The organism is Arenivirga flava (assembly GCF_030161575.1).
Taxonomy (GTDB): domain Bacteria; phylum Actinomycetota; class Actinomycetes; order Actinomycetales; family Microbacteriaceae; genus Arenivirga; species Arenivirga flava.
Genome location: NZ_BSUL01000001.1, coordinates 3110852 through 3126074 on the forward strand (window position 1 = coordinate 3110852; position 15223 = coordinate 3126074).

Annotated in this window: 15 protein-coding genes; 12 read left to right on the top strand and 3 right to left on the bottom strand. The window is 72.1% G+C overall.

All coding sequences use genetic code 11. From position 1 onward, the window contains the following. Genes QQK26_RS15325 through QQK26_RS15335 form a run of 3 tightly spaced genes read left to right on the top strand, consistent with a single transcriptional unit; the run spans position 1 to position 2724 of the window. Positions 1-921: an ABC transporter permease gene (locus QQK26_RS15325; protein ID WP_284234325.1), complete on the top strand. Its 921-nt coding sequence runs from the start codon at positions 1-3 to the stop codon at positions 919-921. 16 nt (positions 922-937) lie between these two features. After that, complete coding sequence (locus QQK26_RS15330; RefSeq protein WP_284234327.1) at positions 938-1894, top strand: nucleoside hydrolase; 957 nt, start codon at positions 938-940, stop codon at positions 1892-1894. A gap of 2 nt (positions 1895-1896) precedes the next feature. Further along, positions 1897-2724, top strand: a complete 828-nt coding sequence (locus QQK26_RS15335; RefSeq protein ID WP_284234329.1) for an SDR family NAD(P)-dependent oxidoreductase — start codon at positions 1897-1899, stop codon at positions 2722-2724. A gap of 46 nt (positions 2725-2770) precedes the next feature. Here the strand turns inward: QQK26_RS15335 and QQK26_RS15340 are convergent, their stop codons facing one another. After that, the gene (locus QQK26_RS15340) at positions 2771-3364 is read right to left on the bottom strand and encodes a phosphoribosyltransferase family protein (protein WP_284234331.1); all 594 of its coding nucleotides are present in this window, start codon (positions 3362-3364) and stop codon (positions 2771-2773) included. A gap of 104 nt (positions 3365-3468) precedes the next feature. Between QQK26_RS15340 and QQK26_RS15345 the strand changes: the two genes are divergently transcribed. Further along, positions 3469-4275, top strand: a complete 807-nt coding sequence (locus QQK26_RS15345; RefSeq protein WP_284234333.1) for a carbon-nitrogen hydrolase family protein — start codon at positions 3469-3471, stop codon at positions 4273-4275. 225 nt (positions 4276-4500) lie between these two features. Here QQK26_RS15345 and QQK26_RS15350 read toward each other — a convergent pair whose 3' ends face one another. Further along, positions 4501-5697 carry an aminotransferase class I/II-fold pyridoxal phosphate-dependent enzyme gene (locus QQK26_RS15350; protein WP_284234335.1) on the bottom strand — a complete coding sequence of 399 codons (1197 nt, stop codon included), beginning with the start codon at positions 5695-5697 and terminating at the stop codon, positions 4501-4503. 335 nt (positions 5698-6032) lie between these two features. Between QQK26_RS15350 and QQK26_RS15355 the strand changes: the two genes are divergently transcribed. The 8 genes from QQK26_RS15355 (at position 6033) to QQK26_RS15390 (ending at position 14200) form a co-directional block, all read left to right on the top strand. Then, positions 6033-6428, top strand: coding sequence for a hypothetical protein (locus QQK26_RS15355; protein WP_284228783.1), 396 nt, complete (start codon positions 6033-6035; stop codon positions 6426-6428). 50 nt (positions 6429-6478) lie between these two features. Continuing rightward, a complete protein-coding gene (locus QQK26_RS15360) occupies positions 6479-7036 on the top strand; it encodes a hypothetical protein (RefSeq protein ID WP_284228784.1) in 558 nt (185 codons plus the stop codon). Between the two features lie 278 nt (positions 7037-7314). Then, positions 7315-7875, top strand: coding sequence for a PKD domain-containing protein (locus QQK26_RS15365; RefSeq protein WP_284234340.1), 561 nt, complete (start codon positions 7315-7317; stop codon positions 7873-7875). 356 nt (positions 7876-8231) lie between these two features. Further along, entirely contained in the window at positions 8232-9992 is a 1761-nt protein-coding gene (locus tag QQK26_RS15370; protein ID WP_284228787.1) for a S1C family serine protease, read from the top strand. A 66-nt stretch (positions 9993-10058) separates the two neighbouring features. Further along, positions 10059-11096, top strand: coding sequence for a glycosyltransferase family 2 protein (locus QQK26_RS15375; RefSeq protein ID WP_284228788.1), 1038 nt, complete (start codon positions 10059-10061; stop codon positions 11094-11096). Continuing rightward, on the top strand, positions 11096-11902 hold the full coding sequence (locus tag QQK26_RS15380; protein ID WP_284228790.1) for a CDP-alcohol phosphatidyltransferase family protein: 807 nt from the start codon (positions 11096-11098) through the stop codon (positions 11900-11902). The genes QQK26_RS15375 and QQK26_RS15380 overlap by 1 nt, the downstream gene beginning before the upstream one ends. A 137-nt stretch (positions 11903-12039) precedes the next feature. Next, positions 12040-12879, top strand: a complete 840-nt coding sequence (locus tag QQK26_RS15385; RefSeq protein WP_284234354.1) for a glycosyltransferase family 2 protein — start codon at positions 12040-12042, stop codon at positions 12877-12879. A 34-nt stretch (positions 12880-12913) separates the two neighbouring features. After that, entirely contained in the window at positions 12914-14200 is a 1287-nt protein-coding gene (locus tag QQK26_RS15390) for a CDP-glycerol glycerophosphotransferase family protein (protein WP_284228795.1), read from the top strand. 21 nt (positions 14201-14221) lie between these two features. Here the strand turns inward: QQK26_RS15390 and QQK26_RS15395 are convergent, their stop codons facing one another. Continuing rightward, positions 14222-15094, bottom strand: a complete 873-nt coding sequence (locus QQK26_RS15395; RefSeq protein WP_284228797.1) for a hypothetical protein — start codon at positions 15092-15094, stop codon at positions 14222-14224. Positions 15095-15223: the final 129 nt, after the last annotated feature.

Genomic DNA, 15223 nt, shown 5'->3' on the forward strand with positions numbered 1-15223 from the left:
ATGCTCGAGATCCTCATCGCCCCCGAGACCTTCGCGGCGCTGGTGCGCAGCCTCGTGCCCCTGCTGCTGCTCGGCCTCGGCGGTCTCATCTGCCACCGGGTCGGCGTCTTCAACGTCTCGCTTGAGGGCATCATGCTCGCCGGCGCCTTCGGCGGCCTCGCCGGCAGCGTGCTCACGGGCAGCGCGATCGCGGGCGTCGCGATCGCGATCGTCAGCGGCGTCATCGTGGCCTCGCCGCTCTCCTTCGGCGGCATCGTGCGCGGCGCCGACCCGATCGTCATCGGCATCTCGGTGAACCTGCTCGTCGTCGGGCTCACGAGCTTCCTGCTCTTCGCGATCTTCGGCGTGCGCGGGTCGCTCCAGCAGCCCGGCACCGACGGGCTCGACGCCATCCGCCTGCCGCTGCTCGGCGACGTGCCGTGGCTCGGCTCGATGCTGAGCTCGCTCACGGTGCTCGGCTACGTCGCGATCCTCGCCACCGTCGCGATGCAGCTCTACCTGAGCCGCACGCGCTCGGGCCTGCGGCTGCGTGGCGTGGGCATGAAGCCCGGCGCCGCGGCGACCCTCGGCATCAGCCCCGCGCGCTACCAGACGGCCGCGGTGCTCGTCTCGGGCGTGCTCGGCGGCCTCGCCGGCGCGCAGCTCTCTCTGGGCAACGTCGTGCTCTTCACCGAGAACATGTCGGCCGGGCGCGGATGGATCGTGGTCGTCGCCGTGCTGCTCGCGAACGGCCGCGTGCTGCCGCTGGTGGGCGTGCTCGCGCTCTTCGCCTACGTGGATGCGGTCGGCATCCGCCTGCAGTCGTTCGGGCTGCCGGTGCAGTTCGCCGACGCCGCACCCTACCTCGTCACCCTGATCGCCCTCGTCGCGATCGCCGCGCTGCGCCGCCGCCGCGGCGGCGTCGCGCTCGTCACCGCCTGAGCCCACGGAGCGCACCATGCCCAGCCCCTACCTGCTCGACGTCGACACCGGCATCGACGACGCCCTCGCCGTCGCCTGGATGGCGACGCATCCGGAGGTCGACCTCGTCGCCGCGACGAGCATCTTCGGCAACGTCAACACCCGCCAGGCTGCTCGCAACACCTGCGATCTGCTCGCGCTGCTCGGCCGCGGCGACGTGCCCGTGGCCGCCGGGCCGGACGCCGCGATGGGCCGACGGCTCGGCGAGGACGCCGCCTTCGTGCACGGCGTCAACGGCATCGGCGAGGTGGAGCTGCCCCGCGCCGGCCGCGACCCCGAGGCCGATCTCACCGCGGCCGAGATGATCGTGCGCAAGGCCCGTGAGCACGAGGGCGAGCTGCACATCGTCGCGGTCGGCCCGCTCACCAACCTGGGGCTGGCCCTGCAGCTCGAGCCCGAGCTGCCCAGGCTGGTCGGGAAGGTCACGACCATGGGCGGCAACGTGCTGGTGCCGGGCACCAACTCCGCTCGACTGGATGCGAACACCGCCAACGACATCGACGCCGCGGCGCTCGTCTACGCGGCCGACTGGGACATCACGATGGTCGGGCTCGACGTGACCATGCGCAACGTGCTGCACGCCGAGCAGCGCGCCCGACTGGAGTCGGACGGCAACCGCGCCGTGAGCTCCATCGGGGAGATGCTGCGCTTCTACTTCGGCTTCTACGAGACCATCTTCGGCAGCCCCCAGTGCGCCCTGCACGACCCCCTCGCCGCCGCCATCGCGACCGGCGACATCGTGCCGACCGTGGCGCCGAAGCTGCCGACCTTCGTCGACGTGAGCGACGGCCCCGAGCAGGGCTCGACCGTCGTCGACGCCCGCACCATGTGGCGCGGTTTCGACATCGAGCCCGAGGATGCGAACGTGCGCGTCGTCCTCGAATGCGGCGAGGACTTCGGCGCGCTGCTCACCGAGCGGCTGCTGGAGGTCTGAGCGTGAGCAAGTTCTCCACCATCGACAGCTCCGGCGTGCACCCGCTGCGCCTGCCCCCGGTGCTGCCGAGCCATGCCGGCAAGCGCTACCTGGTCACCGGGGCGGCGCGCGGGCTCGGCAAGGCCGTCGCAGCGCTGCTGACCGCGCAGGGCGCATCCGTCTGGGCCGTCGACATCCTCGACGGCGAGCTTGCGGCGACCGCGGCGGAGCTCGGCCTCGCCGGCCACGGGCGCATCGACGTCGCCGACGAGCAGTCGATCGCCGACGCCGTCGACGCCGCTCGGACGGGGCTCGGCGGCTTCGACGGCGTCGCGAACATCGCCGGCATCGTGCTCCACGCCGACCCGCTCGAGATCAGCTGGAGCGACTGGCGCCGCCTCGTCGACATCAACCTCATCGGCACCTACGAGGTCTCGCGCCGCGTGGCGAAGGCGATGATCGAGGACGGCGTGCGCGGCGCGATCGTCAACACCGCGAGCGAGGCCGGCAAGGTCGGTCACGCCGACTCGCTCGCCTACAGCGCCACGAAGGCGGCGGTCATCAGCCAGACCCGCGTGCTCAGCGAGAGCCTCGCCCCGCACGACATCAACGTCAACTGCGTGTGCCCCGGCGGCCTGCCGACGGCCATGCTGCGCGAGGTGGCGGATGCGTACTCCGAGATCGTCGGCGAGGATGCGGCGTCGATCTTCGACAAGATGGTCGCGACCCAGCTGGGCCGTCACACCGCGCTCGAGGAGGTCGCCGCGGTGTACTCGTTCCTGCTCTCGGACGCCGCGTACGTGATCCGCGGCCAGGCGGTCAACGCGGACGCGGGCGGCACGCCCTACTGAGCCCGGAACGGCGGCAGGGCGCCATTTCCGCGACCGCAACGGCAGGTCAGCCCTGCGGCGGCACCGGGAACGGCACCTCGCCGAGGGCGCGCACGTTCGCCGCGTGGGCGCCGAGGCGCTCCACCCAGAGGTCGCTCTCGGTGAGCATCGCGCCGATGCCGACGACCTCGGCGCCCACCTGCTCGAGCAGCTCGACGCTGGTCGCCACGCTCGCACCGGTCGAGAGCACGTCGTCCACGACGACGACGCGCTTGCCGCGCACGAGCGGGATGCGGCTCTTGTCGAGGATGAGCGTCTGCGTGTCCTGCGTGGTGATCGAGTTCACGTCGAGGCGCGGGCTGTCGCGCAGATACCACTTGCGGCTCTTCTGCAGCACGACGTAGTCCTCGTGGCCGAGCGCGCGGCTGACCTCGAGGGCGAGCGGGATGCCGAGCGTCGCCGGCGCCGCGATCACGTCCGGGCGCAGGTCGCGCAGCAGCGCCGCCAGGTCCTCGCCGGCACGAGCCATGAAGCCCACACCCATGTCGACCGTGATCATCAGCGCCATCCGCTCGCCCTGACCGAGCTCGACGATGGGCAGGTCGGTCTCCTGGCTGCCGATGGTCACACGGTAGGTCTCGGGGTTGCTGGTCGCGGGCACGCTGCTGCTTTCGTGAGGAGGGGAGGATGGGCGGATGCGCCCCTGTCGAGGGTACCCGCCGTGCGCCGGGCGACGAGGAACGGCGTCGCCCCTAGGCTGGCCGGATGAGCGACTCACTCGCCGTCGGCATCGCCCAGTTCGCGCCCGGCGCCGACCGCGCCGCGAACCTCGCCGCGATCGACGGCCTGGTGCGCGCCGCTGCCGCTCGCGGGGCCCGGCTCGTCGTGCTGCCCGAGTACGCCTCGTACTTCGGCGACGAGCTCGGTCCGCACTACGTCGAGCACGCCGAGACCCTCGACGGTCCCTTCGTCACCGAGCTCGGCGCCCTCGCCCGCGAGCTCGACCTGTTCCTCGTGGCCGGGCTCATCACGACCGTAGCCGACCCCGCGCGCTTCGCGAACACCGTCGTGGCGATCGACCCGAGCGGCGACGTCGTCGCCCGCTACGGCAAGGTGCACCTCTACGACGCCTTCGGCGTGCGCGAGAGCGACTGGATGGAGGCGGGCGAGGTCAGCGCGGCCGCGGTCTTCGATGCGGACGGCTTCGCCGTGGGCCTGCAGACCTGCTACGACGTGCGCTTCCCCGAGGTCAGCCGCACCCTCGTCGATGCGGGCGCGGAGGTGCTGGTCGTGCCCGCCGAGTGGGTGCGCGGCCCGCTCAAGGAGCACCACTGGCGCACGCTGCTCACGGCGCGTGCGATCGAGAACACGGCCTTCGCGGTCGCCGCCGATCACATCCCCCCGGTCGGGGTGGGCACGAGCCTCGTCATCGACCCGAAGGGCGTCGAGCTCGCCGGCCTGGGCGAGTCGGAGGGCACGGCCGTCGCCTGGCTCGAGCGGTCCCGGCTGGACGCGGTGCGCGCCGAGAACCCAGCGCTCCGGCTGCGCCGCTTCACGGTCGCGCCCCGCTGACCGCCACGCAGCCCGAGTCGGCGGCCGCGCCGCGCGCTGCGCTTCGCATCCCCGCCCCCTGTGCGAAACGGAGGAGATCAGCCCCGCCAGCGGTATCGTCCGAATCGGCAACCCCGCAGATCAAGCATCAGGGCTTGATCTCGCCCTGCGTCGCGGCGAGCATTCCCTCGTCCCTGCGCCGGAGGCCTCGGTGCTCCTCCGAATCGCACGGGTGATCGCATCCGCTCAGGCCCGCGCGAGGCCGGCCAGCCGTCCTGCGGCCTCCTGCAGCACCTCGGGCCGCTTGCAGTACGCGAAGCGGATGAGGGACCGGTACCCCTCGCGATGCTCCGGCAGCACGAAGGCCGTCAACGGCACGCCGACGACGCCGGCGAGCTCGGGCAGCCGCCGTGCGAAGTCCGCAGCGTCCGTCACGCCGAACGGCGCCGCATCCGCGACGACGAAGTAGCCGCCCTGCGGGGTCGAGACGGCGAAGCCGGCCTCGCGCAGGCTGGCGCTCAGCAGGTCGCGCTTGGCGCGGAGCGCATCCGCTGCTCCCGTGAAGAAGGCGTCGGGCAGCCGCAGCCCGACGGCGATCGCCGGCTGGAACGGCGCGCCGTTCACGTAGGTGAGGTACTGCTTGACCGCCGTGATGGCGCGCACGAGGTCGAGGGGGCCGCTGAGCCAGCCGATCTTCCAGCCGGTCGTGTTGAAGGTCTTGCCGCCGGAGCTGATCGTGACGGTGCGCTCGAAACCGCCGGGCAGCGAGGCGATCGGGATGTGCGGGGCGTCGAACGCGAGGTGCTCGTAGACCTCGTCGGTGACGATGACGGCATCGTGCTCGTGCGCGAGGTCGATGACGAGCTCGAGGGTCGTGCGGTCGAGCATCGTGCCGGTCGGATTGTGCGGGGTGTTGATCAGGATGAGTCGGGTGCGGTCGGTGACGGCGGCGCGCAGCTCGTCGTGGTCGGGCCGGAAGCCGGGCCATCGCAGCGGCACCGTGCGGAGCACGCCTCCGGCCAGGGCCACGGCCGCGGCGTACGAGTCGTAGAACGGTTCGAGCACGACGACCTCGTCGCCGTGGTCGACGAGCGCCAGGATCGTCGCGGTGAGCGCCTCGGTCGCGCCGGCCGTGACGAGCACCTGCGCAGCATCGAGCGGGATGCCGTAGAACCGCAGCTGATGCTCGGCGACCGCCTCCCGCAGCGCCGGCAGGCCGGGCCCGGGCGGGTACTGGTTGACGCCGTCGGCGATCGCCCGGCGCGCCGCCTCGAGCACCTCGGAGGGGCCGTCCTCATCGGGGAAGCCCTGCCCCAGGTTGATCGCCCCGGTCGCCGCGGCGAGGGCGCTCATCTCGGCGAAGATCGTGGTCGCCAGCTCGCCGGCGTCGTCGAGCAGCAGGGCGCCGCGGGCGGTGCGCTGCCAGGGGCCGGGGATGTCCATCGCTACCTCACGTCGAGCTCGGGGTCGGGCGGTCCACCAGCGGCGCGACCGCCCACCGCGAGGCTAGTGCCGTGGGCGTCACGTCCTCCACAGCTGCTCAGCCCTGCGTCTCTTCACGGAGAGCGGATGCACGGCGCCGGCAGCGCCGCCGCCCCGTAGGTTCCCGTGCCATGCACACCCCACGGACGCTCCTGCTCCCACTCATCACCCTCCCGCTCGCCGGCTGCGCTCTGCTGCCGATTCCGGGACCCGGTCGGGGCGACGTCGCTGCCCCGACGACAGCGCCGGACTCGTCCGCGACCGCGTCGGCGGAGCCCGTCAGTGACGAGGACCTCATGCGCGTCGCGGTCGCCGACTACCAGGACTACGTCGTCGTCGCTGGCGAGGTCGCCACGGGCCGGGCGGACCCGAGTGCGCTGAGCGCTCACCTCGACCCGTCGCTGCTCACGGCAGAGACATCCCTGAACGAGCGCCTGCACGCGGCCGGCCTCACGTTCGGCGCCGTCCCGGAGCTGGGCGAGGTGCGCGGCACGATCCTGCAGCAGAGCGACGAGCTGGCGCAGGTGCAACTCGAGGTGTGCCTGGAGGGCGAGCACGTGGCGCTCGGCGACAGCGGCCGCACGCTTGGCCGACTCGAGCAGACCGTCGACCTCGTCGCCGCGCCCGAGACGGGCTGGGTCTTCGTCGTCGAGCGATTGGCCGAGGGCACTGCCTCGCCCATCTGCCGATGACCCTGTGGACGGCCGGTTCGCGGAGCAGCGGGTGCGGCTACGGTGACGCCATGCTCCTCCGCCGCGCCGCCGCCCCGATCGCGCTCTTCACCGCCGTGGCATTCGCCGGCTGCACCGCGCCCGAGCCTGAACCGGAGCCGACGGTCGCGCCCCCGACGGACGAACCCATCTTCGCCTCGGAAGAGGAGGCGCTGGCGGCGGCGGAGGAGGTCTATCGCGCGTACGTGAAAGTCATCGACGACATCCTCAAAGACGGAGGGGCGGAACCCGAACGACTCGATCGATATGCCATCGGGCAGGCCGCCGAACTTCAGAAGGCCGGGTTCGCCGAAGCGCTGTCCAGCGGCGTCAGGAGCCAGGGTGAGACAACCTTCGTGATCGACAAGCTGCAGCATTGGAGTGGCAACCCCTCTGAGGGCTCGGAATCGATAGCCATCTTCGTTTGTCAGGACGTCTCAGCCACAGATTTGGTCAACGCCGACGGAAAGTCCGTATCCGATCCGGGCCGGCCACCGGTCCTTCCGTTCGAGATTGGATTGACGAGTACAGCGTCGGGCGCACTCGTGGTCTCGAGGGATGAGTTATGGCGCGGTCCAAACTTCTGCTGACACTCGCAGTTGTGACGCTACTAAGCCTCCTCCCAGGTGCCGCCTCGGCAGCTTCCGGGGCTGGCGGCACCGAGTGCGGGAGACTGCAGCAAGTCGCCGGATCCTGCCCGGTCATTGAGAGCGACAGCGACGGTCGGACTGTGACGTTGGACGGAGCAGTTGGTGCTCGTTCTGACGCCAACCAGTCGCGCTCCTCGGAGGCGACTGGTTCGGGTCCGGGCAAGAACGACTCCCCGTCGATGAAGCCCGAGGCGCCTGACCCGCGCGACTGCCTCCCGGTGAACGTCGTCGGCTCTGGAGAAGGATGCCTCGCGGGAGAGGACCAGCCGCCCCAGGACACCCCCGGCCCAGCCCCCACCGTCACGATCAACGACCTCGCCTCCTTCTCCCCGCGCGCCGACCGCCTCAGCGCCGAGCCCGGCGATTGGGCGATCACCGGGCTCCCCGTCAACCCGGTGGCCGACGACGCGCCGGTGTCCGCATCCGGGGAGCTGCTGGGCCTGCCCGCGGAGGTCCGCTTCACGCCGGTCGAGTTCCTGTGGGACCGCGGCGACGGGTCGACCCTGAGCACGCCTGACGGCGGCGCGACCTGGGCCGAGCTCGGGCAGGCGGAGTTCTCCGACACCAGGACGAGCCACGTCTACGACGATCCCGGCGTCTACACGCTGGCGCTCTCGGTGCGTTTCGCCGCGGAGTACTCCGTCGGCGGCGGGCCTTGGACGCCGGTCCCCGGCACCCTGGTGTCGGAGTCCGGCTCGTTCGAGATCACGGTCGGCCGCGCGGGCACCGTGCTCGTCGACCGGGACTGCCGCACGGGAACCCGCGGCCCCGGCTGCTGACCGAGCGCTGCAGCCCGAACGGAGCGGGTCCTACGGCGGACTGCTCGCAGAGGCGCTCCCGGACGCTGGCCGATGCGGCGAAGCGCCTCCGCACCCGTTCCGATCCTCATCGACGCGGTGTTGGGGCGCTTCGCCGACAGTGGGGCGCGTGCCCGCATGCCCCGCTGTCGTCGAGGCGCCCCAATGCGGAGGATCGGACGCGAGCCGGCGCCCTCGGTCGCCTCTAGCCCCCTCCGTTCCGCCCCCGGCGAATCGCGCTGGCAACGCCATAGACAAGGGCCAACCCGCTCACAGAATCGCCATACAGTTCATTCAGGTGTGCGCTGGAAGCTGGCTCCGCCTGAAAGGAAACCCCGATGAACGAGAACCCGAACACCGGCGCCGGTGACACCGACCCGAACCGTCAGCACGACAGCGCGTCCGTCCCCGCCGAGGAGGGCTCGACGCCGGAGCAGCAGCAGCACGCGAGCCAGCAGGGTGCCGAACCGCAGCATCCGGCAGCCGCCGACGCGACCGCGCAGACCGCGGCCCAGCGGCCCGACGCCGCGACCGCGCAGACCCCGGTCCAGCAGCCCGCCCACTCGGCCCAGCAGCCCGCCGCGAACCCGCAGCACGGCGAGCGCCAGCAGTTCGCGCCCCCGGTCGCGCCGCAGGCCGCCGCCCACGCGCAGCACGGCGCGCAGCACGCCGCCTACCAGCAGCAGGGCCACCCCCAGCAGCACGGCCACCCCCAGCAGCAGGGCCAGCCCCAGCCGCAGTACGGCCAGTACGCCCAGCAGCAGTACTCCCAGCAGCAGCCGAGCCCGGGCTCGCACCACCTCCCGGGCGCCGCCTTCGGCCCCGCGGCCACGGGACCGGGCACCCAGCAGTGGGCCCCTCCCGCGCAGAACGCGCAGAACGCGCAGAAGAAGCCGAGGAACCGCCGCGCCGGCGTCGCCGTCGCGGCCCTGGCGCTCGCCGCGCTGGTCGGCGGCGTGTCCGGTGCCGGCATCACGTCGCTCATCGGCGGCGGTGCGGGCAGCAGCTCGGTCGCCGGCGTCGAGCACGCCAACCCCACCTCCGTCACCGTCAACGACACCGAGGACGTCAACCTCGTCACGGCCGTCGCTGCGCAGGCGACCCCCTCCGTCGTCACGATCTCCGTCTCCGGCGGCGACGCCTCCGGCAGCGGTTCGGGCGTCATCATCAGCGACGACGGCTACGTGCTCACCAACAACCACGTCGTCTCGCTCGACGGCTCGGTCGCCGACCCGAGCATCCAGGTCACCGACTCCGAGGGCCGCCTCTACGACGCCACGATCGTCGGGACCGACCCCGTCTACGACCTCGCGGTCATCAAGCTCGATGGCGCCAGCGACCTCACGCCGGTGGAGTTCGCGAACTCCGACGACCTCAACGTCGGCGACCGCACGATCGCGATCGGCGCCCCGCTCGGTCTGAGCAACACCGTCACCGACGGCATCGTCAGCTCGCTCAACCGCAGCATCTCGGTCGCGTCGAGCGAGGTGCCCGACGGGGGATCGACCGACCAGGGCGAGGGCAACCAGCAGAGCCCCTACGACTTCTGGGGCTTCGACCTTCCCGGTCAGGAGCAGCAGCAGCAGGCGAGCTCGACCATCTCCCTCTCGGTCATCCAGACCGACGCGGCGATCAACCCGGGCAACTCGGGTGGCGCGCTGCTCGACGCCAACGGCGACCTCATCGGCATCAACGTGGCGATCGCGACCGCGGGTGGCGGCGGCACGAGCTCGAGCGCGGGCTCCATCGGCGTCGGTTTCTCGATCCCGTCGAATGTCGCAGAGCGCATCTCCAGCGAGCTCATCGCGAACGGCGAGGCGACGCACGGCCTCCTCGGCGCGACGGTCGGCGACGTGACCAGCACCGACCAGTCCTCGACGGTCGGCGCGCTCATCGACGACGTCTCCCCGGGCGGCGCGGCTGCAGCGGCCGGACTCCGCTCCGGCGATGTGGTCACCGCCATCGACGGCAAGCCGGTGACGAGCATGAGCGACCTCGTCGCCCAGGTGCGCGCCCAGGCCGCGGGTGCCTCCGTCACGATCACCTACAACCGGGGCGACGGCGCCGGCGAGGTCGAGGTGACGCTCGGCTCCATGTGAGCCGCCGCGCAGGCCCCGTCCCGGCAGGGACGGGGCCTGCGCCATGCCCCCACTACCATGGGGCTCATGCAGCAGGACGACTCCCTTCCCGGCGTCTCCTACGTGATGCCGGTGCTCAACGAGGTCGAGCACGTCGAGGCCGCCGTCCGCTCGCTGCTCGCCCAGGACTACGCCGGCGAGGTCGAGGTCATCCTCGCGCTCGGCCCGAGCATCGACGGCACCACCGAGCTCATCGAGGCGATGTCGGCGCGGGATCCGCGCATCCGCTTCCTCGACAACCCGGTCGGCTCGACGCCGGCCGGCCTGAACGTGGCGATCAGGGCGTCGGTCTTCCCGGTCGTCATCCGGGTCGACGCGCACTCGGTGCTCACGCCCGACTACACCGCCGTCGCCGTCGAGACGCTGCTGCGCACGGGCGCCGACAACGTCGGCGGCATCATGCTGGCGGAGGGGACCAGCGCCTTCGAGCGCGCGGTCGCCTTCGCCTACGGCTCGCCCGTCGGGCTCGGCGGCGGCAGCCACCACGTCGGTGGCGAAGAGGGACCCAGCGAGACCGCCTACCTCGGCGTGTTCCAGCGGCACCGTCTGCTCGAGGTCGGCCTCTTCGACGAGGACATCAAGCGCGGCCAGGACTGGGAGCTCAACCGCCGGCTGCGCCAGACCGGCGGCACGGTGTGGTTCACCCCGCGCCTCACCGTCACGTACCGGCCCAGGTCGAGCCTGCGCCGCCTCACCCGCCAATTCGTCGCCACCGGCCTGTGGCGCGGCGAGCTGGCCCGCCGGTTCCCGGCGCAGAACTCGGTGCGCTACTTCGTGCCCCCGCTCGCGGTCGTCGCGATGCTGCTCGGCACCATCGCGGGCCTCGTGGGCGCGATCACAGTGTCGCTCGGCGGCGCCGCCTGGCCGCTGCTCGGTTTCGCAGTGCCCGGCCTCTACCTGCTGGGTGTGATCGCGGTCGCACTGGCGTGCATCCCCCAGCTGGGTGCGGGCGCGGCCCTGCGTCTTCTCGTAGTCTTGCCCTGCATCCACATCGGATGGGGGCTGGGCTTCGTCATCGGCTTCGCCAAGCTCACCCGCAACATCTCCTACTACCGAGGGCGCTAGTGACCGCATCACCCGCCGGCGTCCGCCCGGCCTCGATCGCCGAGCTGCGCGCGGTCACCCAGCCGCCGGAGGTGCGTCAGCGCGCCAACGCCGAGCACTGGACCGCCAGCCTCTACCTGCGCGACCTCTCGCCGTACCTGACCTGGGTGCTGCTGAAGACCCCGATCAGCGCCAACGGCGTGACCGGGCTCATGATCCTCACCGGCTGGGCCACGGCCGCCGCCGTGCTCATCCCGGGCATCCCCGGCGCGATCGTCGCCGTGCTGCTCGGCCAGCTGCAGATGCTCGTCGACTGCTGCGACGGCGAGGTCGCCCGCTGGCGCGGCACCCGCTCGCCGATGGGCGTCTTCCTCGACAAGGTGGGCCACTACACGACCGAGGCGCTCATCCCGATCGCGCTCGGCGTGCGCGCCGCGGGCTGGCCCTTCGAGGCGCCGGCGGACTACCTCTGGACCACGCTCGGCCTGCTGCTCGCGCTCGTCATCGTGCTCAACAAGGCGCTCAACGACATGGTGCACGTCGCCCGTGCCAACGCGGGGCTCGAGAAGCTCGCCGACCGCAAGCACGAGTCGGTGCCGACCTCCGGTGCGCTCGCCACGCTGCGCCGCGCGGCGCGCTTCCTGCCGTTCCACCGCCTCTACCACTCGGTCGAGCTCACGCTGCTCATCGGCGCCTCCGCCGTCGTCGGCCTGTTCGTCGGCGACATCGAGGCGGCCCGTTGGCTGCTGATCGCGCTCGTCCCGCTGTCGCTGCTCGCACTGGCCGGCCACTTCGTTGCGATCCTGGCCTCGAAGCGGGTGCGTTGACCGCCGCCCCGGACGGCCGAGCGGATGCGGCGCCGAGCGTCCCCGCGGACCGAGCGGATGCGAGCACGCCGCAGCCGTCGGCCGCGCCGCACACGCAGCCGGCCGCACCCGCGGCGCCGAGCGTCGGCGTCGTCTCGCTGAGCCAGGGCACCCGCCCCGACGATCTGCGCCACGGCCTCGAGACCCTGCTCGCGCAGACCGGCGTCGAGCTCGACATCGTGGTGGTCGGCAACGGCTGGGCTCCCGTCGGCCTGCCCGAGGGCGTCCGCGGGCTGCACCTGCCCGAGAACCTCGGCATCTCCGCCGGCCGCAACCGCGGCGTCGACGCGGTGTCGGGGGAGTGGGTCTTCTTCCTCGACGACGACGCGAGCCTGCCGAGCCCGACCTTCCTCGCCGACGCGATCGCCCTCATCCGCTCGGATCCGTCGATCGGCCTGCTGCAGCCGCGCGTCGTCGACCCCGAGGGCCGAGCGAACCCGCGGCGCTGGATCCCGCGCATCCGCAAGGGTGAGGCCACCGACTCCGGCCCCGTGTTCTCGGTCTGGGAGGGTGCGACCCTGCTGCCCCGAGCGGTCTTCGACCGGACGGGCGGATGGGCGGCGCCCTTCTTCTACGCGCACGAGGGCGTCGAGCTGGCCTGGCGGGTCTGGGATCAGGGCCTGCGCGCCTGGTACGCCGGCGACCTCGTGGCGCACCACCCCGCCATCGACCCCGCCCGGCACGACTACTACTACCGGCTCAACGCCCGCAACCGGGTGTGGCTGGCCAAGCGCAACCTGCCGTGGGTGCTCGCGCCGATCTACGTGGGCAGCTGGACGGCCATCCAGGTGCTGCGCTGGGCGCGCCGCCCGGAACAGCTGCGCGCCTGGTTCGGCGGCTGGGCGGAGGGATGGCGCGAGACGCCGCCCGGACGGCGCCGTATCTCTTGGGTAACGGTCGCACGCATGTTCAGGGCCGGTCGAGGACCGATCATTTAATCTGGTGCCTCCCCACGTTCGACTGGAGTTCACCATGCCCTTCCGCCGCGATCTGGCCACGGCGCGCAAGCTGGTCGTCGAGGCGCTGCACGCGCGGCGGCTGCAGCGCCGGCTCTGGCCCCTCTACCGCGAGCGCGAGCGGCTCGAGCGGGGCGAGGCCGAGGTGGTGGTCTACTTCGCCGACAGCGACGTGAACATGTACCAGATCCGCCAGTGGTACGCACCGCTGGCCGAGTTGCACAGGACGCATCCGGTGACGATCATCGCCCGGCACCCGACGGCCGCGCTCGCGCTGCTGCAGGAGTCGCCGGTGCCCATCGTCTACGCCAGGAAGGTGGCCCAGCTCGAGGACTTCATCGACAAGCAGGAGCTGCGCGTCGTCCTCTACGTCAACCAGAACGCCAAGAACTTCCAGATGATGCGCTACGGGCGCATGTGGCACGTGTTCATCAACCACGGCGAGTCCGACAAGATGTACATGACCACCAACCAGTTCAAGGCGTACGACTACGCCTTCGTGGCCGGCGACGCGGCGCTCGAGCGGCTCGGCAGGGTGCTCTGGGACTACGACTTCGACAAGCGCGCGATCCCGATCGGCCGCCCGCAGGCGGACCACTTCGCCGGCGCGCTGCCCTACGAGCCCGACGACCGCACGGTGGTGCTCTACGCCCCCACGTGGGAGGGCGACCGACCGGCGGCGGCGTACGGCTCCATCGCCACGCACGGTCGCGAGCTGGTGCGCGCGCTCACCGCGACGGGACGCCATCGCGTGATCTACCGCCCGCACCCGCGCAGCGGCGTGCTCGACGAGGAGTACGGACGCGCGCACCGCGAGATCGTCGCCGAGCTCGCGCGCGCGAACGCCGCCGATCCGGGCGCGCAGCACGTCTTCGACGACGGCCCCGAGATGGGCTGGCAGCTCGCCGCCGCCGACATCGCGGTCTGCGACATCTCGGCGATGGTCTACGACCGCCTCGCCACCGGCAAGCCGATCATGGTGACCCGGCCCGCGCATCCGGAGGCCAGCGTCGACGAGTCGGGCTACCTCGGTGCCGCCGAGTGGCTCACGGTCGAGGGCGCAGCGGATGCGGTGGCCGAGCTCGATCGTGTGATCGGCAGCAGCGACGCGCAGGAGCGCCTGCAGCACTGGGTGCACCGGCACTTCGGCGACACGGCCCCCGGCGCCGCCACCGCGCGGTTCCACGCGGCGATCGAGCGTCTCCTGGAAGCCTGGGATCGTCATGCCCGCCTGCACGATGCCACGGACGTGCCGACCGCGTCGGACCCGTCGTCGCAGCATCCGCTCCGTCAGGCCGGCTGAGTCGGGCTCACGCCGGCCGAGCTAGGACCGCTCCCGCTTGCGGCGGCCGGGGAGGAGCGCCCTGCGAGGCGCGAGGTCGCGCTGCTTCCGCTCCCGCGGGGCCTTCGTCTCGATCGCGAGCGCGTCGGGGAACACGTCGGCAGGCGGGCCGAACGCCGTGCGCGAGGCCGCGATCACGCGCCGGCCCAGGATGAGGTTGCCGCTGCCGCCGATCGCCGCGCCGATGCCGAACGGCACGAGCCGGCCGATCGCGCCGGCACCGGTGTTGGCCGCGAAGCGTCGCAGGAAGGCGTTGCGCAGCTGATCGCCGATCGGCCCGAACGCCGTGCGCGGCAGCCTCTGCGCCAGGGTGCTGCCCCAGTAGCCGCTCATGCCGACGCCGCTGCCGGTGGCCTGCGCGGTGAGGTGCTTCACCAGCTCGACGCCCGGTCCGCCCATGATCATCGTCATGACGAGCGCGCGGGCCCGTGTCGGATCCTCCAGCGCGATGCCGTGCAGCTCGGTGATGGACTGGGCGTAGAGCGCACTCGCCTCGAGGAAGCCGGCCGTCTCGACGCCGGTGAGGGCGAGCGCGGCGCCGGTGCCGAGCCCGGGCACGGCGGCGCTCGCGCCGACCGCCGCTCCGCCCGTGGTGACGGCGGCGAGGTAGCGGCGCTCGAGGATGCGCGCGATCTCGGCAGGGCTCGCATCCGGCTTGGCGCGACGGATGCTGCGCAGGTGGGCGAGCACGGCCGGCCGGTGCACGCTGAGCAGCTTGTCGACCCAGCCGCCGAGGCGCTCGGCCATCGGGTCCTGCGGCGGGCGCAGGTCGAAGTCCGGCATGTCGTGCGGTTGCGGTCCGCCGGATGCGATCGGCGGCACGATCGGGCGGATCGGCTCCTGGGGCTGGGACATGCTCCTCCTGGTTCGGGTGATGCACACGCTACGAGGACGGGATGCATGACAGATGTCACACGTCCGCATGCCGCCTGACACTGGCCTGAGCGCACCTCAGGAAGCCAAGCTGGAGATCACTCAGAGGAG